General features: G+C 60.0%; 10 protein-coding genes and 2 rRNA genes. 5 read left to right on the plus strand and 7 right to left on the minus strand.

The genetic code is table 11. From position 1 onward, the window contains the following. Nucleotides 1–22: 22 nt before the first annotated feature. The 3 genes from ACMGF7_RS06325 to ACMGF7_RS06335 all read right to left on the minus strand — a co-directional run bounded on the left by ACMGF7_RS06325 (nt 23) and on the right by ACMGF7_RS06335 (nt 6384). On the minus strand, nt 23–1255 hold the full coding sequence (locus tag ACMGF7_RS06325) for a YncE family protein (protein ID WP_048325759.1): 1233 nt from the start codon (nt 1253–1255) through the stop codon (nt 23–25). Nucleotides 1256–1302: 47 nt separating this feature from the next. Beyond that, the gene (locus tag ACMGF7_RS06330; RefSeq protein WP_420286397.1) at nt 1303–4212 is read right to left on the minus strand and encodes a condensation domain-containing protein; all 2910 of its coding nucleotides are present in this window, start codon (nt 4210–4212) and stop codon (nt 1303–1305) included. 78 nt (nt 4213–4290) lie between these two features. Further along, entirely contained in the window at nt 4291–6384 is a 2094-nt protein-coding gene (locus ACMGF7_RS06335) for a TonB-dependent receptor (RefSeq protein WP_420286398.1), read from the minus strand. 534 nt (nt 6385–6918) lie between these two features. Between ACMGF7_RS06335 and ACMGF7_RS06340 the strand changes: the two genes are divergently transcribed. Both ACMGF7_RS06340 and ACMGF7_RS06345 read left to right on the plus strand, forming a co-directional pair. Then, entirely contained in the window at nt 6919–8529 is a 1611-nt protein-coding gene (locus ACMGF7_RS06340; RefSeq protein WP_197763678.1) for a condensation domain-containing protein, read from the plus strand. Nucleotides 8530–8593: 64 nt separating this feature from the next. Further along, nucleotides 8594–11689: an amino acid adenylation domain-containing protein gene (locus tag ACMGF7_RS06345; protein WP_197843171.1), complete on the plus strand. Its 3096-nt coding sequence runs from the start codon at nt 8594–8596 to the stop codon at nt 11687–11689. Between the two features lie 43 nt (nt 11690–11732). Here ACMGF7_RS06345 and ACMGF7_RS06350 read toward each other — a convergent pair whose 3' ends face one another. Together ACMGF7_RS06350 and gltP are read right to left on the minus strand one after the other, a co-directional pair. Beyond that, nucleotides 11733–13076 (minus strand): condensation domain-containing protein, encoded by a 1344-nt coding sequence (locus tag ACMGF7_RS06350; RefSeq protein WP_420286399.1) that lies wholly within the window; start codon nt 13074–13076, stop codon nt 11733–11735. Nucleotides 13077–13349: 273 nt separating this feature from the next. Further along, nucleotides 13350–14666 carry a glutamate/aspartate:proton symporter GltP gene (gltP, locus tag ACMGF7_RS06355; protein ID WP_015376334.1) on the minus strand — a complete coding sequence of 439 codons (1317 nt, stop codon included), beginning with the start codon at nt 14664–14666 and terminating at the stop codon, nt 13350–13352. A 901-nt stretch (nt 14667–15567) separates the two neighbouring features. Between gltP and acs the strand changes: the two genes are divergently transcribed. From acs to actP, 3 genes are all read left to right on the plus strand, one after another. Next, on the plus strand, nt 15568–17526 hold the full coding sequence (acs, locus tag ACMGF7_RS06360; protein ID WP_004930044.1) for an acetate--CoA ligase: 1959 nt from the start codon (nt 15568–15570) through the stop codon (nt 17524–17526). Between the two features lie 91 nt (nt 17527–17617). After that, a complete protein-coding gene (locus ACMGF7_RS06365) occupies nt 17618–17929 on the plus strand; it encodes a DUF485 domain-containing protein (RefSeq protein WP_004930047.1) in 312 nt (103 codons plus the stop codon). Continuing rightward, nucleotides 17926–19578 carry a cation/acetate symporter ActP gene (gene actP, locus ACMGF7_RS06370; RefSeq protein WP_049240033.1) on the plus strand — a complete coding sequence of 551 codons (1653 nt, stop codon included), beginning with the start codon at nt 17926–17928 and terminating at the stop codon, nt 19576–19578. Before ACMGF7_RS06365 ends, actP begins: the two co-directional genes overlap by 4 nt. Before the next feature lie 371 nt (nt 19579–19949). Here actP and rrf read toward each other — a convergent pair. Beyond that, nucleotides 19950–20065, minus strand: a 5S ribosomal RNA gene (gene rrf, locus ACMGF7_RS06375). Between the two features lie 98 nt (nt 20066–20163). Further along, a 23S ribosomal RNA gene (locus ACMGF7_RS06380) occupies nt 20164–23070 on the minus strand. Nucleotides 23071–23223 lie beyond the last annotated feature (153 nt).

Raw genomic sequence — 23223 nt, forward strand, 5'->3', positions numbered from 1 at the left:
CTTTTTTTATCTTTCCGTTGCGTTACCTGGTGTGCAGTTGAATGCGCACCACGCTTTCCGGCTTGCCGGCCTTGGTGGAAGCGCCGTCGTTTTTCACCGTCACGAACAGCGCGTCGCCTTTCGGATCCAACGCCAGGCTGTTAGGGTGCGGCGGCAGGTCTACGGTTTGCAGGCGCTTGAGGGTCTTGGCGTCAAACACCGTCAGCGTCCCGGCGCCGTGATCCACGCGCACGCCTTTGCGGTTGGCGACATACAGCCGCTGGCTACGCTCATCGAGCAGCAGGCCGATCGGCACCTCATCCGTCAGCTCGCTGGCCAGCACTTTTCCGCTGTCCGCATCCAGCGCGAATACCCGGTGGCCGCTGCTGCGCTTCACATAGTCGTGCCCCAGATGATGATTGCGGTAGTCGTCGCGATCGATGCCCTGATCGACACCCAGCAGGCGATTGCTCGCCGGGTCATACACCAGGTTCAGCAGCTGATCGGCCTGTACTTCGTGCGTGGCGGTGATCGCCAGCGTGTCGGCGTTCAGGGTGATCACCTGCCCCTGCATGTTGGAGACGAACACCCGGCGGCCCTTCTCATCCAGCGTGATGCCCACCGCGTTGTAGCCGAAGCCCGGGATCACTTTCTCCAGCTTGCCGGCCTTGGTATCGACCACATACAGCACGCTGTCGACGCCGAAGCCCAGACCCGGCAGGAACAGACGGCCGCTTTGCGCGTCATACTTGAGCTCGCGGAGGCGGTACAGGTAGTCCTCGGTGATTTTAAACTTCTTCAGCTCCGCCAACAGGAAATCCAGACGCTTGCCGCTGATGCCCGCCTGCTTGTAAGCCTGCTCCAGCACCGCTTTGTCCAGCAACTTGATGCTGCCCAGCGCGTGGTTGGTGGTGGTGTCCACTACCCCGACTTCGCCGTTGAAGGCCTGCGTCAGGTACAGGCGATTGCCCGCGTCGTTCAGCGCCACGCCGAAGCCTTTCACCTGCAGCGGGATCTCCGCCTTGATCGCCAGGGTGTTGGGATCCAGCCGCAGCACGCGGGAGCGCGCCTCTTCCTTCCAGTCCGGCGCGCTGACGAACAGCGCCTGCTGCGAGGTGCTGTAGGCCATCTCCACCACCGTCGACGACAGCGCCTGGCGCTTGATGTCCTGCGGTTTGATGCCGGCATCGTCCGCCTGCGCGGCGCCGGCGACCACCAGAGAGGCCGCCACCAGCAGCGACAGTAACGCGCGCGGGGTTGCTAGGGTTCCAGACATCCTTTTATCTCCTTGAAAATCATGCTTTCGGTTAGAGTGAAACAACGTCATGCCTGCGGCCCGGGCGGCAGCGCCGCCAGAGCGATATCGCCAGCGATGTGCTGCGCAAACTGGGTAAAGACGTGCTGAACGCCGTCGGCGATCAGATTGGCCTGCTCCCGGCTGTAGTGATCCTGGCGGTAGGTCATCATCACCCGCAGGGATTTCGCCCCCGCCAGATCGTCTTCCATCACCTCAAACTGCAGGCCGAGCAACGATTCGGCTTTCTCCGGCTCCACCTGACGGTAGGCGATCGCGCTGCCGTCCTGCAGCCGGAACTCGCCGTTCAGTTTGATGCGGCTGTGGATCTGGATGAACACTTCAAACATGTGGTTCTTGCGGTCGGCGTCCACGCCGAACAACCCTTCTTCCACCAGATCGATCGGAATATCGGTGTATGGCAGCGAGCCGTTGATGGTGTTTTTCACCTGGCTGACCAAGCCGGCCACCGTCAACCCTTCGTCGAAACGCACGCGGTGCACCACCACGGTGGTGAAGTAGCCGACGGTATCGAAGAACTCGGCGTCGTTACGGCCGGAGGTCGAAGTGCCCACCAGCAGATCCGCCGGGCCGCCAAGCAGGCGCAGCGCCGAGGTGATCCCGGCATACACCACGTTGAACAGCGAAGCGTTATTGCGGCGAGCGAGCTGATACAGGCCTTCCGCCACAGCGGGATCGACCTCGAACTCCAGCCAGCCGCCGTTGACGTCCGCCGGCGCCGGCACTGCCGGGTGGGTAGAGGGTTCTTGCCGGAAGATCGGCTGGCCGACCGGCGCGCCGCGCAGCGCATCGAGCCAGTAGTCCAGATGTTGCTGCTGCACCCCGGAGGCCCGCTGCTGCCGGGCGAAGGTGTGGAACTGCGGCGGTTGCCCGCTCCACTGCGGCGCCTGGCCGACGACGCGATGGCGGTAGGCGATGCCCAGCTCATCCATCATCAGGTTGAGCGACCATTCATCCAGCACCACATGGTGGAACAGCAGCGACAGCAGCTGCTGGCCGTTGTCCGCATCGCGCAGCAGCGTGACGCGCAGCGGCAGCTCGGCGGCCAGATCGAACCGGTGCTGGCCGGCATCGGCCAACAGGGCGGCGGCGTTGCCCGCCGGCGTCTCGTGGGAGAAGCGGAACCACGAGTAGTCCGCGAGTTCAGCAGCCGGCACCACCACCTGCACCACCTCGCCCTGCTGCTCGACAAAGCGTGAACGCAGCACGGTATGGCGAGTCATGACGTCGATAAACGCCTGATGCAGCGCCGTTTCATCCACCGCATCGAAGAAGCGCAGAGAGAACGGCAGGTTGAAAATCTCGTCATGGCCGAAGGCTTCATACACCTTCCACAGCGATTCCTGCGCCAGCGACAGCGGCGCCTGCGCGCGATCATGATCGACAGCGGCGGCCACCGGGGCATTCGGCTGCGCGACGTTCAGGCGTTTGGCGTAGCCCGCCAACCCGCGCACCGTCGGATGGCTGAACAGATCGTTAATGTTGATTTCGATCTGATGCAGGCTCAACAAGCGGCCGATCACCCGGGTGGCGACCAGCGAATGGCCGCCGCGATCGAAGAAGTCTTCATCCAGGGTCATTTCCGGCGCCACCAGCGCCTCACGGAACTCCTGCAAAATCAGCGGTGCAACGCTTTCGTCCGCCTCGCCGTTCGTCGCCGGCGCGGCCATCGCCGGGGAAGCGGCCTCAGCCGCCGGCAAGGCGACGGCAATCCGCTGCCCGGCCAGGAACGCGCTGAACTGCTCCAGCAGGAAAGGCGCCACATGGGGAGACAGGCGCGGATCGGTGACCAGCTCGAGCGTCAGCGCTTCCGCCTCTGGCAAGCCCAACAGCAGCGCCAGTTCAAACGGCGTATGCAGCGGCGGCAGCAACATGCGCTCGGCGTGAACGCCTTCCAGCCGCCACTCTGCGGCCAGATCGTCGCGCCAGGCCACCAGCAGCTGCGCCCGTTGCGGGTCCGGCTGTTCAGCCACGGCCTGCACCAGCAGCCGCTGCCCGACGTCGCTCTCGCCATGCTGCACGGTCAGGCGCATCAGCGGCGGCGCCGTCAGGCCAAGCTCCAGGCCGACGAACTCCGCCGTTTCCGCGGCCGGCACGCACAGCTGCACCGCTTGGCCGCCGGCCTGCGCGGCGACGAACTCGGCAAACCGCGCCGCCACCGCCGCCAGCAAGGCCCGCGGCGTGTCGTTGGCGGGCAACAGCGAGCGATCAATGCGCGTGACCACGCGCGCGCCCACCGGCGGCAACGCTTCAGCACGCGGCGCCGGGCTGCGGTAATCCTGCAGCGAGACCGCCTGGCGCGCCCAGGGCAGTTGCGGCTCCGGGGTTTCCGCCAGCTCGACCGGCTCCGCCGCGAAAGGCAGAGACATCACATCCCCGTTGTAACGGGCGGACAGCATCGCCGGCAGGTGGCGCCAAGGCAGCGTTTCCGCCAGGATGTCATGCAAGACCACGCCCAAAATCACGGCATCACCCGGCGTGAGCAACAGCAAGCCGCGCAGCGGCGCTTCGTTTTCCAGTTCAAACGGCGTTGCCTGCGCCTGCAGCAGGCAACCCATGGCGTGTTGTTCGTCCGCCACCTGACGAAGGCTCACCGGCAACGGTGCCGAGCCGGCGGGGCGTTTAACCAGCCCGTTTTCGTCATCAAAAACGTAACGCACGTCCACGCCCGGCGTCTCCCGCACCAGCGCCTGCAGCGCCGCCGCCAGCCGGGCGATATCCACTTCCCCCGTCAGGCGCCAGGCCAGCGCCCGCTGCCCGCGTGCGTCACCCTGCTGCAGATGGGCGAACCATGCCCGCTCTTCGGCTTCGCTTACCGGCCGCTCGCCGTTGGCCGACGCCGCGCCCAGCGCCTGAAACGCGCTCTCCAGCCGCTGGGCCTCTTCATCGCTCAGAATGCTGTCAAAATCACCGATCACTGCGTTATCTCCTTTGCCCGGCCGTGCCGGGATAGCGCACAAAACGGGGGACATGCGTCCCCCGTCACCGCGATAGCGTTAGAAAGTCAGCTCAACCGCCGCGCCGATCAGGCGGCCGCGCTGGAGCGTCGCCGTGTAGATGTCATTGCTTCGGATCATCTCGCGGCGGTCGGAGTCAAACAGGTTCTTCGCATACAGCGTGGCGCGGCCGTAGTCGAAGGTGTAAGCCAGCTGGGCGTTGGCCGTCCAATAGGAGCCGATGCGCCCGCGCGAGTCGTTGTCGTATTGCGAATAGTAGGAGTCGGTGAACGCCACGTTGCTGCTCAGCTCCCACCCTTTCAGGAACTGATACCTGGCGCCCATGTTGGCGGTGTAAGCCGGCGCGCGCGCCAGCTCATGCCCTTCCACGCCGCTGCCCGAGAACTTTTTGATGTCGGTTTTCAGCAGGCCGAGGTTGCCGAACAGCTCGAAGTCCCAGCGCGGCTGCCAGGTGGCGCCGATTTCCGCCCCGTAGGTTTCCACCTTGTCGGCGTTGCGGATCACGCTGGAGTTCTCACCCAGCGAGTACGGCAGCTGCATGTCTTTGTAATCGTTGTAGAAGATGTTACCCGTCAGCACCACGTTGGCGTCTTTAAGGTGATGACGGGTGTACAGCTCGTAGTTCCAGACATACTCGGAACCGTAGGTGTAGCTGACCACCGGCGTGCCGATCGTGATGCCGCCACCGCCGGCGTTATAGCCGCGTGCGATCTTGGCGCCGTAGGTTTGGGTATCCGTCGGTTTCCAGGCCACGTCCAGCTTCGGCAGGAACACGGTGTAGGTTTCATCAAAATCGATGCGCACCGCCTGGCTGCCGCCGTCGCGGCGACGGTGTTCGCGTTCCAGACGGCTGGCGGCGGTCACGTCCACCTGCGGCGTCAGCGCATAGGTCAGCTCGGCGAACGCCGAATGGGTATCGGTTTTATCCTTGAAGGTCGAGCCGCCGAAAATGTTGACGAACTCATCCTGCGTGCCGTGGAAGTAACGCAGCCCCGCCAGCCCGTGCAGGCGGCTGTCCGCGCCACCGAAGCGCACCACCGGCTCCACGTGAACTTCCTGGCCGTCGATCTCGGCGTATTGGATGTTGTAAGCGGTAGGACGGTTGATGTTGAAATCGGTGTAGATAACGCGGTTTTCAAACGTCAGCGCATCGGAGGCCTCCCAGGCCAGATCCCAGATAGTGCTGTTCATGTTGCTTTTGAACACGGCGCGGCGCGGATCGTGACGCGGATTGGTCGGATGCGGCTGCGGGTTGAGGCTTTCGTTTTGCGGTGCGGTGCTGCCGAAGTGGTTAAAGGTCAGCTTAGTGGTCAGATCGCGCAGGCCGGCCGGATTGAACAACAGCTTGGCGCGGGCGGTGGTGGCTTCCACTTCACGCGGATCGCCCACTGGCGCATAGGCCGGCAGGTCAGCCTCGCTGCGGCGGCGCTGGCGATCGACGCTGACGCGGAACGCCAGCTGATCCTCCACCAGCGGGCCAGACGCCATGGTGGCCAACTGTGACGAGTGCTGGTTGCCGGCTCCGCCCTTGAAGGCGCTTTCCCATTCGAAGGTCGGGTCCTTACTGGCCATGACGATGGCGCCGGCGATGGCGTTGCGCCCCTGGATGTAGCTTTGCGGGCCGAGGAACACTTCGACGCGATCCAGATCCCACAGCGACTGCGGGCCGAACGCCTGTTCGTTATAGGTCAGCGAACGGCCGTCCAACGACAGATTGAGGCGCGGGCGGGTGCCGCTGAGGAAAGCATTGGCCCCGACGTTCGGGCCGGAACCGTCGATACCGCGCACGGTCGGCAGTTCGTTGCCGATGCCCAGATCCACCACGTTGGGGGTCATGCGCAGCAGATCGGGGATCTGCACCGCGTCGGGCATCGAGGCGATGCGGTTGCTGTCGAACACCTGCACGCTGGAGCCGGTGTCGAAAATGGAACGTTTGATCTTCTCACCGGTGACCAGCAGCGTTTCCGCGTCCTGGTAGGTTTCGTTGCTCTTCGTTTCCGCCGCGTTGACGTTACCGATCGCCAGTGAACACACGCCTAAAAATACCGAGGAAAACGCCCCAATGGCTCTTAACCCCGCCTTTTCCCCGTTTCCTACGCTTTCATGCCGTTGAGCCGCAAAATGCTTGCCCATAGATGTCTTCTCCTTTCATCCCAGAGGTGCACAAAATTTGATTTTTTTTTACACAACCTACATCGACACTCACACAGACCATGACGCTGCGGCCTTCCCGGCCTTGCTGTTGCTTATCCCTGCGGCAAACCCATGTCTTTCGCGGCCGAACGGGCGCGGCCCGTCCACGGCCAAGCCGCCGGCGGAGCGGCCGACGGCTTGTATAAAAACGTAAAATAATGTTAAGAATGATAATATTTTGCATTCTCTAATGCAAATCATTATCAATAAAGGTGTGAGAGCGGCCACGATAACCGCCAGAAAACCTTATACTTTCGCAGGTAAAACAAGCGCTGCAATAACAGACAATAATTACAATGCTAAGAATAATATGAATAAATTATTCACACCCAACCCCATGCCTGCCCGTTACAGCTAAAACCCCTTATAGATAGCACCCTCGCGTCAAATGGATCAAATAATAATAATTTTCATTCCTATTAACATTTGGATATATTCTTGCAGTCTCGTTGGCTGAATCAAAATGGATACCCGATGAAAGCTTTGACCACGATGCAGGCCGCCTATTGGGTTGGCCGACAGTCCGCTCCCCCTCTGGGCGGCATGGCCGCCCATCTTTATGCGGAATTCGACGGCGGCGAGCTGAACATCGCCCGGCTGCGCCAGGCCGTCGAGGCGTTGTACCTGCGTCATCCGCTGTTACGCCTGCGCATTACCGACGATGGCAGGCAGACGATCGCACCTCCCGGCTCCCGGCATACTTTGCATCTCGACGACTGGCGACACACCGATGAAGCAACGCTGACAGCCGCGCTCGCCGCCAAACGCCAGGCGAAAAGCACCCAGTTGCTGCCGCTGGAACAGGGCGTTCCCTGCGATATCAGCCTGAGCCTGTTGCCGGAAGGACGCAGCCGCCTGCATGTCGATCTCGACATGATCGCCGGCGATGCCATGAGCTTTCGCCTGTTGATGGAAGATCTGACGGCGTTTTATCACCAGTGTCCGGCGGCCCCAGCCCATGACGCGCCGCCGGCCTACTTCGATCACCTCGAACGACGCGACGCCGACGTGGCGCTGCGCCAACGGCGCGAACGCGGCCAGCGTTGGTGGCGTGAACGCCTGGCGCAGATGCCGCCGGCGCCGCGCCTGCTGCGCACGCCGGACCGCTGCCGCAGCGATCGCCTGGCCATACAGCTGAATGCAGAAGAAAGCCGCGCGCTGGAAAACGTCGCCAAACGGCATCACACCTCCCTCTCGACGCTGTTTCTGGCGCTGTTCGCGCTGGCCGTCGGCCAGGGTTGGAACATGACGCGCTTCCGGCTCAACGTGCCGCTGTTCCACCGCGAGAGCGAACGGGAGGACGCACATCGCCTCATCGGCGATTTCTCTAACCTGGTGCTGCTCGGCGTGGAACTGAACCCGACGGAAAACCTGAACGCCTTCTGCCGGCGCCTGATGACGCAGCTGGCGGAGCTGATCGAGCATGCGGATTACCCCGGCGTCAGCGTGATGCGCGATCTGTCGCGCCTGCACGGCAGCCTGCAGCCTTCGCCGGTGGTGTTTACCGCCGGTTTCGGCATCCGCGGCAAAACGCTGTTTTCCGAACGGGTCACCAACACCTTTGGCCGTCTCGGTTGGGTGATCTCTCAGGGGCCGCAGGTGGCGCTGGATGCGCAGGTCGCCCACGTCGACGACGGCATTCTGATCAACTGGGACGTGCGGCTGGACGCATTCCCCGAGCAGGTGCTGCCGCGCCTGCTGGCCTGTTACCGGGCGCTGCTGCACCTGGCCGCGCGGCAAGCGGGGGCATTCGATCGCCCGCTGTCGCAGCTGCTGGCGCAATGCACGCCCGACGCGCTGGCGCAGCAGGCGCCGGTGCGCCAGGTGCTGCACCGGCTGCTGGCGCGGGTGGCTCCCGAGGCCAGTGTGCGCGACCACGACGATATCCGCCGGTTGGCCTTGCCGGATGCCGGGGTGAACGCGCTGCTGACGGTGCTCAACAAGTATCTGGCGGCGGCGCTGACGGCGCAGGATCTGACGGCGCATCCCTCCCCGGCTGCGCTGGCGGCGTTGATCTGCCAACGGTCGCCCGAGGCAGGAAGGCATGCGAAAACGCTGCTCGCCGCGCTGGCGCCGCAGCACTGAGATCGGTTTCCGGGCGCACGGCGCCCGGCTCGTTTTAATCGGTTAGCGACTATAGGGAAGTACCATGGAGACAGCTTTAACCGCACTGCAGCAGGCCTATCTTCTGGGCCGCAGCGATCGATGGCCGCTCGGCGGCGTGGCGATGCACGACTTTCGCGAATACCGCGCCCGGCAGCTGGACGTACCGCGCCTTGAAGCGCGCCTGACCGAGCTGGTACAGCACTACCCGGCGCTTCGCACCTGCATCGATGTGCAGCGCGGCACGCAGCACGTACGCCCGGAGGTGACGCTGCATCTGGATCGCCACGATCTGCGCGCCCTTGATGGCGAAACGTCGCAGCGCCAGGTCGAACAACTGCGCGAGCGTTACTCCCACCAGCGCCACGATCCGAGCCAACCGCTGTGGCGCATCGCCGTGATCCAACTTGCCGAACAGCAGGATCCGACGGGATCGCCGTACGATACGCTGATCTTTACCAGCTTTGATGCCTTGATCCTCGACGGCCAGGGGATCTCCACCGTGATCGCGCGCCTGTTCGACGATCGCCCTCTGACGTCGACCGCCGCCGCACTGGCGCCCCCCGCCGCATCGGCGGCGCAGCGCCAGGCCGATGCCGCCTACTGGCGTGAAAAGCTGCAAGATGTCACCACCCCGTCGGCACTGCCGTGGCGCGCCCCGCTCGCCAATCTCACCTCATCACGCTATCGCCGCGCCACCCTGACGCTGCCGCGCGATACGGTAAAACAGCTTGGCCGCCTGGGATCGCCGCATGCGCTGCTGCGCAACAGCCTGCTGTCGGCGCTGGTCCTCGATACGCTGGCCCACTGGACCACCGACGGTGAGCTGTGCGTCGGGGTGCCGGTAGCGTTCCCCGCCGCCGATGGTGCCCTGGGCAACGCCTCCAGCTTCGTGGCGGTGCGCTATTCCCGTCACGGTGAAGACTTTATCCAGCGCGCGCAAGCCCTGCAGGACGATGTGCTCGGCGCGCTCGACCACCTGACGTTTTCCGGCGTCGATCTGGCGCGGCAGTTACTCGGCCAAAGCCAGGGCGGCCCGGCGCTGCCGGTGATCCTGACCAACTGTCTGGGTTGGGAAACGCTGCCGGCCGAGGCGCTGGTGCGCTTTCACGACGGCCTGACCCAAACGCCGCAGGTCGCCATCGATATTCGCCTGACGCTGGACAGCGAAAAAAACCTGCAGCTGTGCGTGGACTACGCCGAACAGGCGCTGCACGGCGAGCAGGTAGAAGCCATGCTGGCGGCGTTGCAGCGACGCATCCTGCGCAGTTGCCAACGCGCCGACCTGGCGATCGCGCCGCGAGATTTCATCGATCTGGCGCATTATCGCCACAACGACAGCGAAGCGAATTACGCGCCTTATCCTTATCTGGCGCAGCTGGCCGAGCGGCTGTTTGGCGCACAAAACGGCGGCAACGCGCTGATCTGCGGCGAACAGACGCTGACCTACCGCGAACTGGGCCAGCGGATCGCCACGGCGATCGCCAACCTGCAAAGCCGCGGCGTGCAGCCGGGCAACGTGGTGGCGCTGTATCTGCCGCGCAGCCCAGAACAGATCATCTTCAGCCTCGCCTGCGCCCTGCAGGGGGTGATCTGGGTGCCTATCGATATCAACTCACCACCGGAACGCACCGCCTACCTGCTGGAGAACTGCCGGCCAACGCTGGTGGTGCACGGCGGCGATCTGGAGACGCCGATCGGCGTGACGCCGGCGATCCTGCTGGCGCCGACGGATCGCGCGCCTGCGCTGCCGGATGAACAGACGTTGGTGGAACGCAGCGCCAGCCTGGCCGCAAGCTACTACCTGTATACCTCCGGCACCACCGGCAAGCCCAAATGCGTGGTGCTCAACAACCGCGCCACCGCCAACGTTATCCACCAGACCCAGCAGCGCTGGGCGGTCACCGCCGACGACGTGTTCATTTCCGTCACGCCGCCGCACCATGACATGTCGATGTTCGATCTGTTCGGTTCGCTGTGCGCCGGCGCTACGCTGGTGCTGCCGGCGCCGCATCAGGAAAAAGACGCCATCAGCTGGAACCAGCTGGTGGAAAAACATCGGGTCAGCCTGTGGTGTTCGGTGCCGGCCATTCTGGAGATGCTGCTCACCTGCAAAACGGCCGACAGCCTGCGTTCGCTGCGCCTGGTGGCGCAAGGCGGCGACTACATCAAGCCGGCGACGGTGCAAACCCTGCGAACCCTGCGCCCGGATCTCGCGCTGTTCTCGCTCGGCGGGCCGACCGAAACCACCATCTGGAGCATCTGGCACCCGATCGCCCCGCAGGAGAGCGGCACCGTGCCTTACGGCCGCCCGCTGCCCGCCAACCGTTATTTCATCTGCCATGACGACGGCAGCCACTGCCCGGCCGGCGTGGTCGGCCGCATCCATACCGCCGGGGTGAACCTGGCGTTGGGCTACCTGGAGCAGGGGGAGCTGAAGCAGCACGATTTCATCACCCTCGAAGGGCCGGACGGACAACCGCTGCGCGCTTTCCGCACTGGCGATCAGGGCTACTACCGTGCGGACGGCAACATCATGTTCGCCACCCGAGTGAACGGCTATGTGAAGATCCGCGGCGTGCGCGTCTCGCTGCCGGAAATCGAAGACGTGCTGCGCCGCCATCCGGCGATCCTGGATATGGTAGTGGTGGATTATCCCAGCGGAGAGAACAACGAGGCGGCGCTCGGCGCCCTGTATCTGACCCGCGACGGCAAACCGCTGCCGCTGTCCGAGATCCGCGCCTTCGCCACCGGCTATCTGCCCTGTACCCATATTCCCACGCGCTTTATCCATGCCGAGGCGCTGCCGCTGTCTGCCAACGGTAAAACCGATCGCCATCGCATCCGCGCCGACCTGAGCCACCAGCAAACCGCGCCGGCGTTGAACGCCTGCGCGGCCCCGCCGCCGAACGCGCCGCTGGCGCGCAGCGCAGAGATCCTGACCATTTACTGGCAGGCGATCGGCGTGACCCCACGCCCGGAATGGGGGGAAGAGACGGCGTTTATCGCCATGGGGCTGAAGCTGCCGCATATCAAACAGGTGGCGTCGCGCCTCAATGACGCTTTCGGCACCCGTCTGGTAAGCAGTTCGCTCTTGCCGTGCAAGAACGCGCGCGAAGTGGCGGCGTTGCTGGCCAGCTGAAGCCCTGCCACTCGGGCGGGAGCATCCTCCCGCCCGCACTTTCTCAGGCGGGCAACGCCGTCAGGGCCGCCAGCGGTTGCTCCCAGGCTTCCCGCTGCAGCGCACGCAACAGAAATTCTTGTAGCGCCTCGCCATAGTCCAGCGCATCCTCCGTCGGGAACTGTTCCAGATAAATGTCGATATCCACCTGCAGATCGCGGGCGTCGGTGCGGCCGCGATACGTCAGGTTGAAACCGTCGCCCGAGCCGCCGGCCAATACGCTGCGCGTACCGCTGCAGCCGGTAAAACGGGGCGCATCGAAGGGTTGCACGTTGATGAAAGGGGAAATAAAGAAGCGCGAGTCCGGATCCACGCCGCGATCGGCGGCCAGTTGGCGCAGGCGGTAGCCGGCGTGGCTGCGCAGCTCCCGCAGCTGCTGCGTCAGCGTGGTGAGAAAGCTCCCCAGCGTCTCCGCTTGCGGCGGTGATACCAGCAGCGGCAGCGTGTTGACCGCCAGCGAAGGCACGTTGGTGGCGACCTGCCCGCGGCGATTCATCGCCGGCATCCACATCGGCAGCATATCGCCCTGCCGGGTACCGCGCGGCATCACCTGAAACAGCCAGGCCGCCGACAGCGCCACCAGCAAGTCGGGCCAATTGATGCCGCTGCGCTCCGACTGCTGCGCCAGACGTTGCGCGACTTCTGTCGGCAACCGACGGTTGACGCTCAGGCGTCGCACGCCATACTCCCTGCCGCCCTTGCGCACCGTCGGCAGCGCCTGCGACGGCGGCAGATAGCTCTGCCAAAAGCGCCGATCGCGCTCGCATCGCTCAGAATCAGCGTAGGCCAGCTCGGCCTGTTGAAAGACATTAAAGGCACCCAGGGGCATACCCGCGCTACCCTCACCCAGATAGTGCGCATATAACGCGGCGCAGCGGTGTTCGATCAGGGCCATACCGAAGCCATCAATCAGAATATGGTGCGCACGCACGTACCAGAGGTAGCGCTCCGGCCCCAATTTGAGCAGCCAGGCTGCGGCTAGCGGCTCGCTATGTAGCGCCCGGCGCTGCGCGATATCTTCGCGCATCAGGCTTTGCGCCGCCTGCCAGGGATCGCCGTGCGTTTGCAGATCGATACGTTGCAATGGCGGTGTGCACTGTGGATCGTAACGTAACGACGGGGGAGCGTCGCCATGCCGCTCACCAAAGCGCAAGGCAAACGCCTGCGTCTCGGCGAGAGTGGTGGCGATCGCCCGGCAGAGCGTATCTTCCTCTACCGCGCCACACAGTTCGGTGCAATGTGCGACGGTGGACAGAGTCTGCCCAGGGTGCAAGGTGTGTTCTTCCCAGAAATCAAGCTGCGCTGGCGCCAGCGGCAACCATTCAGAGGCCAAAGCGGTGTCCGACATGTTACCTACCTTTGATAAGCCTGAATAAAGACGCCGAACGGGCGTAACCCCACCGTTCAACGGCTTTGCGTGTCTCCATACATCATCAAATGAAAATGATAATAACATCTATTATCATTTCTATTAATTTGGTAACACTTTAGATTCTGTTAAGCGGGGATGCAAGTCGCGCAGTAGGACAGAGAAAAGAAAGTGGCCGGTTGAAGAGCCATAAAAACAAAACGCCCCGGCACAACTGCCTGGGGCGTTTTCAACGTCGGCGATACTCGGTAATTAGGCCTGGTTGGCCGGCTTCACCTTCTGCGCCAGGAACTCCGTTTCGTAGGCCAGCGCCTTCTTGCGATCAAACTGGTGCTCCCATTTGGCGATCACCAATACCGCCAGCGCGTTACCCACCACATTCAGCGCAGTGCGCGCCATATCCAGGATACGGTCCACGCCGGCGATGAACGCCAGGCCTTCCAACGGAATGCCGACGCTGCCCAGGGTGGCCAGCAGCACCACGAACGAGACGCCCGGCACGCCGGCGATCCCTTTCGAGGTCACCATCAGCGTCAGCACCAGCACGATCTCCTGCCCCAACGACAGCTCGATGCCGTACAACTGGGCAATAAAGATGGCGGCGATGCTCTGGTACAGCGTCGAGCCATCCAGGTTAAAGGAGTAACCCGTCGGCACCACGAAGCTGGTGATCGACTTGGGCGCGCCATAAGCCTCCATCTTTTCGATGATGCGCGGCAGCACCGTTTCCGAACTGGCGGTGGAATAAGCCAGGATCAGTTCGTCTTTCAGGATGCGGATCAGCGTCCAGATGCGCAGGTTGCACAGCCGGGCGACCGCCCCCAGCACCACCAGGGCGAAGAACGCAATGGCGAAGTACACCAGCACCACCAGCTTGGCCAGCGGCAGCAGCGAAGCGAAACCGAAGTTGGCTACCGTGACCGCAATCAGGCCAAACACCCCGATCGGCGCATAGCGCATAATCATGTGGGTGACTTTGAACATGCTCTCGGACACCGCCTTGAACACCTTCAGCAGCGGCTCTTTGGTCTCTTTCGGCAACGACGACAGCCCCAGACCGAACAGCACCGAGAAGAAGATAATCGGCAACATGTCACCCTTGGCCATCGACGAGAAGACGTTCGACGGGATCAGCGACAGAATGGTCGCCACCAGACTGTGCGAACCGCTTTGCACCTGTTCGGTGGTTTTCTCGTACTGCGAAATGTCCACCGTGGTCAGCGTCGACATATCGATGCCGTGGCCGGGTTGGAAAACGTTGGCCAAGGTGAGCCCCACCACGATGGCGACGGTGGTGATCACTTCGAAGTAGATAATGGTTTTCAATCCGATGCGGCCCAGCTTTTTCGCATCCCCCACGCCGGCAATACCGACGATCAGCGTGGAAATAACGATCGGCACCACAATCATCTTGATCAAACGAATAAAGATATCACCCGCCGGGCTGAGAATATTACTCACTAGCCACTCACGAGATTCGGTCTGGTTGTGCAATACCGCGCCAACAATAATACCCAGTACCAACGCGATCAGGATTTGCCAAGCCAGGCTAATTTTTACACTTTTCATACCCAAAAAGTCCTCAAAGACTCTTTGCGCCGTACAAAGTCGCAACACGGCGAAAAGAATACTTAATCATTTATTACAGGCTTATGTTAATTCAGTGGAAGCGTTCACCTGCCCTGGGTGCGACGCAGTATAAATCTGTATCATCCGGGCGGCATGCTCTGCAAGCCTTGATTTGTCAGGCTTGAGCGCTGAATCGAATCACAAAAATTTCGCGTAACTCTTTCAAATGGCATAATTGCTTGTTATTAAAAACATAATTTTTCATATAATGAAGTACATAACCGCGCCGACGACGATTTTTTGAACGCGATTAAAATGCGTTATTTTTCGTCCATTCTGCATATTTAGTCCACGACAAATGTTTATATTTTGTTACTCAAAAGTCAAACAAATGAGAATTGGCCGAGTGACACTTTCGTCCATAAATGCAGCGCCACTTTATATTTCGATTAAAAATCGAACGATACCGCAGGATGAATGCCACAGGGTATTTCCCGAGTTTTCATCAGGAATTAAGCGTTAATAAAACGTTATTTCACGCTGTGCAGTCCATCGTTATATCGTGCTAATGCCAACTTAGAATATTAATAGCGAAAAACAACCCAAAAAGATTTATAGCGAGAAATAATGGCGGCCCTGATCGTATCTATTAATTTCGCGGCAGTTGAGTCCGTTTTGGTTTATTCTTTTTTGTTCTTTATATAAGTGTTTTTGGTTAAAAACGTGGGTTTATGAGGATTTAAGCGCCAAAGAGATAGATACGCCCTGCAAATGCGACAGAACGATTACAAATCAATATCTTTGTTGCGTGATCTGCCGCGCAAAAAAGAAACAAAGAATCGTAGCAAACTATACTTAACCTTCAGTTGACATATCATTAACAACTTCAAGGAGAAAAGCTATGAGCCAACTGCATAAACACGCTATTCCTTCTGCAATTGCAGAACGCGCCCTGATTAATCCGGCACAATACCAACAGTATTATCAACAGTCGGTTCAAGACCCAGAGGCTTTCTGGGGTGAGCATGGCAAAATCCTGGATTGGATCAAACCCTATACCAAAGTTAAAAATACCTCGTTCGATCCGGGCCACGTCAGCATTCGCTGGTTTGAAGACGGCACCTTGAACCTGGCGGCCAACTGCCTGGACCGCCATCTGGCCGAGCGCGGTGACCAAACCGCCATTATCTGGGAAGGCGATGACCCGACCCAATCCAAAAAGGTGACTTACAAACAGCTGCACCACGATGTCTGCCAATTCGCCAACGTGCTGAAACAGCTCGGCGTTAAAAAAGGCGACGTGGTGGCCATCTATATGCCGATGGTGCCGGAAGCGGCGGTCGCCATGCTGGCCTGCGCGCGCATCGGCGCCGTACATTCGGTGATCTTCGGCGGCTTCTCGCCGGAAGCCGTCGCCGGGCGCATTATCGACTCCAACGCCAAACTGGTGATCACCGCCGATGAAGGCCTGCGCGCCGGCCGCGCCGTGCCGCTGAAAAAGAACGTCGACGATGCGCTGAAAAATCCCGGCGTGGTCAGCGTGGCCAACGTGGTGGTATTCAAACGCACCGGTAAACCGGGCTACTGGCAGGAAGGGCGCGATCTGTGGTGGCATGAGCTGACCCAGGGCGTCTCCGCAGACTGCCCGCCGGAAGAAGTGAACGCCGAAGATCCGCTGTTCATCCTGTACACCTCCGGTTCGACCGGCAAGCCGAAAGGCGTGCTGCACACCACCGGCGGCTACCTGGTCTACGCTGCGATGACCTTTAAGTATGTGTTCGACTACCACGACGGCGACATTTACTGGTGCACCGCCGACGTGGGCTGGGTCACCGGCCACAGCTATCTGCTGTACGGCCCGCTGGCCTGCGGTGCCACCACGCTGATGTTCGAAGGCGTGCCTAACTATCCGGGCGTCAATCGCCTGTCGCAGGTGATCGACAAACACCAGGTCAACATTCTGTATACCGCACCGACCGCCATTCGCGCGTTGATGGCCGAAGGCGACAAGGCGATCGAAGGCACCCGACGCGATTCGCTGCGCATCATGGGCTCGGTCGGCGAACCGATCAACCCGGAAGCCTGGGAGTGGTATTACAACAAGATCGGCAACGCGAGATGCCCGATCGTCGACACCTGGTGGCAAACCGAAACCGGCGGCTTCATGATTACCCCGCTGCCGGGCGCCACTGAGCTGAAAGCCGGTTCCGCCACGCGGCCGTTCTTTGGCGTACAGCCGGCGCTGGTCGATAACGTCGGCACGCCGCAGGAAGGCGCCTGCGAAGGCAACCTGGTGATCGTCGATTCCTGGCCGGGCCAGGCGCGCACCCTGTTCGGCGATCATGATCGCTTCGAGCAAACTTACTTCTCGACCTTCAAAGGCATGTACTTCAGCGGTGACGGCGCCCGCCGCGACGAGGACGGTTACTACTGGATCACCGGCCGCGTCGACGACGTGCTGAACGTCTCCGGCCACCGTCTGGGCACCGCCGAGATCGAGTCCGCGCTGGTATCGCACCCGAAAATCGCCGAAGCGGCGGTGGTCGGCATTCCTCACAACATCAAAGGCCAGGCGATCTACGCCTACATCACGCTGAACCACGGCGAAGAACCGACGCCGGAGCTCTATACCGAAGTGCGTAACTGGGTGCGCAAAGAGATAGGGCCGATCGCTACGCCGGATGTGCTGCACTGGACAGACTCGCTGCCCAAAACGCGCTCCGGCAAGATCATGCGGCGCATCCTGCGCAAAATTGCCGCCGGCGACACCAGCAACCTGGGGGATACCTCCACGCTGGCGGATCCGGCCGTAGTCGACAAGCTGTTGGAAGAAAAACAATCAATGAAAGTGCCGTCATAATTTACGCCGCTTCAGGCCGCTCATTCGGATAACGCGCCGTTGAGCGGCCCTGGCGCGGCGTACTCTCTCAATACCGACTGGAGACACTCTGATGAATGACACCATTTATCAAGGGATTGAAGAAAACCCGCGCTTTAAAGAGCTGGTGAGAAAACGCGGCCGGTTCGCCTGGCTGCTTTCGCTGATTACGCTGGCGCTGTACGTCGGCTTTATTTTGTTGATCGCCTTCGATCCACAATGGCTCGGTACGCCGATCGCCGCCGGATCGACCATCACCCGCGGGATCCCGGTCGGCGTCGGGTTGATCGTGATCTCTTTCGTCTTGACCGGGATCTACGTGTTTCGCGCCAACGGCGAGTTCGATCGCCTCACCGCAGAGATCCTGCGCGAGGTGAAACAATGAAGCGCTTATTGTCCGCCGCCGCGCTGCTGTTACTGCCGGGCCTGGCCTGCGCCGACGCCATTGGCGGCGAGGTGCATCGTCAACCGCTGAACATCCAGGCGATCGTGATGTTTATCCTGTTTGTCGGTGCCACGCTCTACATCACCTATTGGGCCTCCAAACGCACCCGTTCCCGTCAGGACTACTACACCGCGGGCGGGCGTATTACCGGCCTGCAAAACGGCCTGGCGATCGCCGGTGACTTCATGTCCGCCGCCTCATTCCTCGGCATCTCCGCATTGGTCTACACCTCGGGCTATGACGGGCTGATCTACTCCATCGGCTTCCTCATCGGCTGGCCGATCATTCTGTTCCTGATCGCGGAACGCCTGCGCAATCTCGGCCGCTATACCTTCGCCGATGTCGCCTCTTACCGTCTGCAGCAGAAACCGATCCGCACCCTCTCGGCCTGCGGCTCGTTGGTAGTGGTGGCGCTATATCTGATCGCGCAGATGGTCGGCGCCGGTAAACTGATCCAGCTGCTGTTCGGGCTCAACTACCACGTGGCGGTGATCCTGGTCGGCATTCTGATGGTGCTGTACGTGCTGTTCGGCGGCATGCTGGCCACCACCTGGGTGCAGATCATCAAAGCGGTGCTGCTGCTGGCCGGCGCCAGCTTTATGGCGCTGATGGTGATGAAGTCGGTCAACTTCGACTTCAATACCCTGTTCGCCGAAGCGGTGAAGGTGCATCCGAAAGGCGTCGCCATCATGAGCCCCGGCGGGCTGGTGTCCGATCCGATTTCCGCGCTGTCGCTTGGCCTGGCGCTGATGTTCGGCACCGCCGGCCTGCCGCACATCCTGATGCGTTTCTTCACCGTGAGTGACGCCAAGGAAGCGCGCAAGAGCGTGTTCTACGCCACCGGCTTTATCGGTTACTTCTATATCCTGACCTTTATCATCGGCTTCGGCGCCATCTTGCTGGTCAGCGCCAATCCGGCGTTCAAAGACGCCACCGGCGCGCTGCTGGGCGGGACCAACATGGCGGCGGTGCACCTGGCCAATGCCGTTGGCGGCAACTTCTTCCTCGGCTTTATCTCGGCGGTGGCGTTCGCCACCATTCTGGCGGTGGTTGCGGGCCTGACGCTGGCCGGCGCCTCGGCCGTGTCCCATGACCTGTACGCCAGCGTGATTAAAAATGGCAAGGCGACCGAGCGCGATGAGCTGAAGGTCTCCAAGATCACTGTCGTGGTATTGGGGCTGGTCGCCATTGCCCTGGGGATTTTGTTCGAGAAGCAGAATATCGCCTTTATGGTCGGGCTAGCGTTCTCCATCGCCGCCAGCTGTAACTTCCCTATCATCATCCTGTCGATGTACTGGTCGCGTTTGACGACCCGCGGCGCGATGATTGGCGGCTGGCTGGGTCTGTTAACAGCGGTGATTCTGATGATCCTCGGCCCGACGATCTGGGTGCAGATCCTCGGCCATGAGAAACCGATTTATCCGTACGAATACCCGGCGCTATTCTCAATGATCGTGGCCTTTGTCGGTACCTGGCTGTTCTCGATCACCGACAGCTCGCTGGCCGGGCAGCAGGAGCGGGAACGCTTCCGGGCCCAGTTTGTCCGTTCGCAAACCGGGCTGGGCATCTCCCAGGGCAGCTCGCATTGATCGAATAATAAGTGAAAAAAGCAAACACACCCTAATCAAAGGCCCTTCGGGGCCTTTTCTCTGGCTCGCTGGCGGAGAATAAGGAGGAGGGGGAAAACCGCGCAGCGTAGCTGCGCTTTTTTACGTTTTACGCACAGCAAAAAGCCCTGAACGTCAGTTCAGGGCTTTCGGCTTTATTTGATGCCTGGCAGTTTATGGCGGGCGTCCTGCCCGCCCCCCTTCGGGCCGTTGCTTCGCAACGTTCAAATCCGCTCCCGGCGGATTTGTCCTACACAATTCGTCTCAGGATGCCCATGCTCGGGCAGAACGCCAGATAACAGACAAAACAAAAAGCCCCATGCTTTCGCATGAGGCTTGTTGTTTTATTTGATGCCTGGCAGTGTCCTACTCTCGCATGGGGAGACCCCACACTACCATCGGCGCTACGGCGTTTCACTTCTGAGTTCGGCATGGGGTCAGGTGGGACCACCGCGCTATTGCCGCCAGGCAAATTCGTTTTATTCCAACCGCTTCACTCTCGTGTCGCCATCAGAACCAATCTCGGAACTTCGCTGAAAATCTCTCTAAAAACACCTTCGGTGTTGTAAGGTTAAGCCTCACGGATCATTAGTACTGGTTAGCTCAATGCATCGCTGCACTTACACACCCAGCCTATCAACGTCTTAGTCTTAAACGTTCCTTCAGGGGCCTTGAAGGCCCAGGGAAGACTCATCTTGAGGCAAGTTTCGCGCTTAGATGCTTTCAGCGCTTATCTTTTCCGCACTTAGCTACCGGGCAATGCCATTGGCATGACAACCCGAACACCAGTGGTGCGTTCACTCCGGTCCTCTCGTACTAGGAGCAACCCCTCTCAATCTTCCAACGCCCACGGCAGATAGGGACCGAACTGTCTCACGACGTTCTAAACCCAGCTCGCGTACCACTTTAAATGGCGAACAGCCATACCCTTGGGACCTACTTCAGCCCCAGGATGTGATGAGCCGACATCGAGGTGCCAAACACCGCCGTCGATATGAACTCTTGGGCGGTATCAGCCTGTTATCCCCGGAGTACCTTTTATCCGTTGAGCGATGGCCCTTCCATTCAGAACCACCGGATCACTAAGACCTACTTTCGTACCTGCTCGAGCCGTCACTCTCGCAGTCAAGCTAGCTTATGCCTTTGCACTAACCTCACGATGTCCGACCGTGATTAGCTAACCTTCGTGCTCCTCCGTTACTCTTTGGGAGGAGACCGCCCCAGTCAAACTACCCACCAGACACTGTCCTCACCCCGGATCACGGGGCCGAGTTAGAACATCAAACATTAAAGGGTGGTATTTCAAGGATGGCTCCACGCAGACTGGCGTCCACGCTTCAAAGCCTCCCACCTATCCTACACATCAAGGCTCAATGTTCAGTGTCAAGCTATAGTAAAGGTTCACGGGGTCTTTCCGTCTTGCCGCGGGTACACTGCATCTTCACAGCGAGTTCAATTTCACTGAGTCTCGGGTGGAGACAGCCTGGCCATCATTACGCCATTCGTGCAGGTCGGAACTTACCCGACAAGGAATTTCGCTACCTTAGGACCGTTATAGTTACGGCCGCCGTTTACTGGGGCTTCGATCAAGAGCTTCGCCTTGCGGCTGACCCCATCAATTAACCTTCCAGCACCGGGCAGGCGTCACACCGTATACGTCCACTTTCGTGTTTGCACAGTGCTGTGTTTTTATTAAACAGTTGCAGCCAGCTGGTATCTTCGACTGGCTTCAGCTCCATCCGCAAGGGACTTCACCTACATGCCAGCGTGCCTTCTCCCGAAGTTACGGCACCATTTTGCCTAGTTCCTTCACCCGAGTTCTCTCAAGCGCCTTGGTATTCTCTACCTGACCACCTGTGTCGGTTTGGGGTACGATTTAATGTTACCTGGAGCTTAGAGGATTTTCCTGGAAGCAGGGCATCAACTACTTCTGCACCGTAGTGCATCGTCATCACGCCTCAGGGTTAGTATGCAACCGGATTTACCAGGTCACACCCCCTACACGCTTAAACCGGGACAACCGTCGCCCGGCTAGCCTAGCCTTCTCCGTCCCCCCTTCGCAGTAACACCAAGTACAGGAATATTAACCTGTTTCCCATCGACTACGCTTTTCAGCCTCGCCTTAGGGGTCGACTCACCCTGCCCCGATTAACGTTGGACAGGAACCCTTGGTCTTCCGGCGAGCGGGCTTTTCACCCGCTTTATCGTTACTTATGTCAGCATTCGCACTTCTGATACCTCCAGCAACCCTCACAGGCCACCTTCAACGGCTTACAGAACGCTCCCCTACCCAACAACGCTAAGCGTCGCTGCCGCAGCTTCGGTGCATGGTTTAGCCCCGTTACATCTTCCGCGCAGGCCGACTCGACCAGTGAGCTATTACGCTTTCTTTAAATGATGGCTGCTTCTAAGCCAACATCCTGGCTGTCTATGCCTTCCCACATCGTTTCCCACTTAACCATGACTTTGGGACCTTAGCTGGCGGTCTGGGTTGTTTCCCTCTTCACGACGGACGTTAGCACCCGCCGTGTGTCTCCCGTGATAACATTCTTCGGTATTCGGAGTTTGCATCGGTTTGGTAAGCCGGGATGGCCCCCTAGCCGAAACAGTGCTCTACCCCCGAAGATGAGTTCACGAGGCGCTACCTAAATAGCTTTCGGGGAGAACCAGCTATCTCCCGGTTTGATTGGCCTTTCACCCCCAGCCACAAGTCATCCGCTAATTTTTCAACATTAGTCGGTTCGGTCCTCCAGTTAGTGTTACCCAACCTTCAACCTGCCCATGGCTAGATCACCGGGTTTCGGGTCTATACCTTGCAACTAGTCGCCCAGTTAAGACTCGGTTTCCCTACGGCTCCCCTATACGGTTAACCTTGCTACAAAATATAAGTCGCTGACCCATTATACAAAAGGTACGCAGTCACACCACGAAGGTGCTCCCACTGCTTGTACGTACACGGTTTCAGGTTCTATTTCACTCCCCTCGCCGGGGTTCTTTTCGCCTTTCCCTCACGGTACTGGTTCACTATCGGTCAGTCAGGAGTATTTAGCCTTGGAGGATGGTCCCCCCATATTCAGACAGGATGTCACGTGTCCCGCCCTACTCATCGAACTCACGACCTGTGCATTTTAGTGTACGGGGCTATCACCCTTTACTGCGCGACTTTCCAGACGCTTCCACTAACACACAAGCCGATTCAGGTTCTGGGCTCCTCCCCGTTCGCTCGCCGCTACTGGGGGAATCTCGGTTGATTTCTTTTCCTCGGGGTACTTAGATGTTTCAGTTCCCCCGGTTCGCCTCATGCCACTATGTATTCATGACATGATAGTGTGTCGAAACACACTGGGTTTCCCCATTCGGGTATCGCCGGTTATAACGGTTCATATCACCTTACCGACGCTTTTCGCAGATTAGCACGCCCTTCATCGCCTCTGACTGCCTAGGCATCCACCGTGTACGCTTAGTCACTTAACCTCACAACCCGAAGATGTTTCCATCGTTCGCGCTGCAAACATTTGAGAGACTCTATGACAGGTTACTCTTTATCCCAGTACTTCTACGGAGGGATAAATTTCAGCCGTCATGTTTCAATTTTCAGCTTGTTCCAGATTGTTAAAGAGCAAAATA

This window comes from Serratia sp. BNK-17 (genome assembly GCF_048684935.1).
GTDB lineage: Bacteria > Pseudomonadota > Gammaproteobacteria > Enterobacterales > Enterobacteriaceae > Serratia > Serratia nematodiphila.

Bases quoted from the DNA above. Each gene is read 5' to 3' on its own strand.
- ACMGF7_RS06325 (WP_048325759.1), bottom strand. From the start codon at position 1,255: ATGTCTGGAACCCTAGCAACCCCGCGCGCGTTACTGTCGCTGCTGGTG.
- actP (WP_049240033.1), top strand. From the start codon at position 17,926: ATGAAGCGCTTATTGTCCGCCGCCGCGCTGCTGTTACTGCCGGGCCTG.
- ACMGF7_RS06335 (WP_420286398.1), bottom strand. From the start codon at position 6,384: ATGGGCAAGCATTTTGCGGCTCAACGGCATGAAAGCGTAGGAAACGGG.
- ACMGF7_RS06365 (WP_004930047.1), top strand. From the start codon at position 17,618: ATGAATGACACCATTTATCAAGGGATTGAAGAAAACCCGCGCTTTAAA.
- ACMGF7_RS06350 (WP_420286399.1), bottom strand. From the start codon at position 13,076: ATGTCGGACACCGCTTTGGCCTCTGAATGGTTGCCGCTGGCGCCAGCG.
- acs (WP_004930044.1), top strand. From the start codon at position 15,568: ATGAGCCAACTGCATAAACACGCTATTCCTTCTGCAATTGCAGAACGC.
- gltP (WP_015376334.1), bottom strand. From the start codon at position 14,666: ATGAAAAGTGTAAAAATTAGCCTGGCTTGGCAAATCCTGATCGCGTTG.
- ACMGF7_RS06345 (WP_197843171.1), top strand. From the start codon at position 8,594: ATGGAGACAGCTTTAACCGCACTGCAGCAGGCCTATCTTCTGGGCCGC.
- ACMGF7_RS06340 (WP_197763678.1), top strand. From the start codon at position 6,919: ATGAAAGCTTTGACCACGATGCAGGCCGCCTATTGGGTTGGCCGACAG.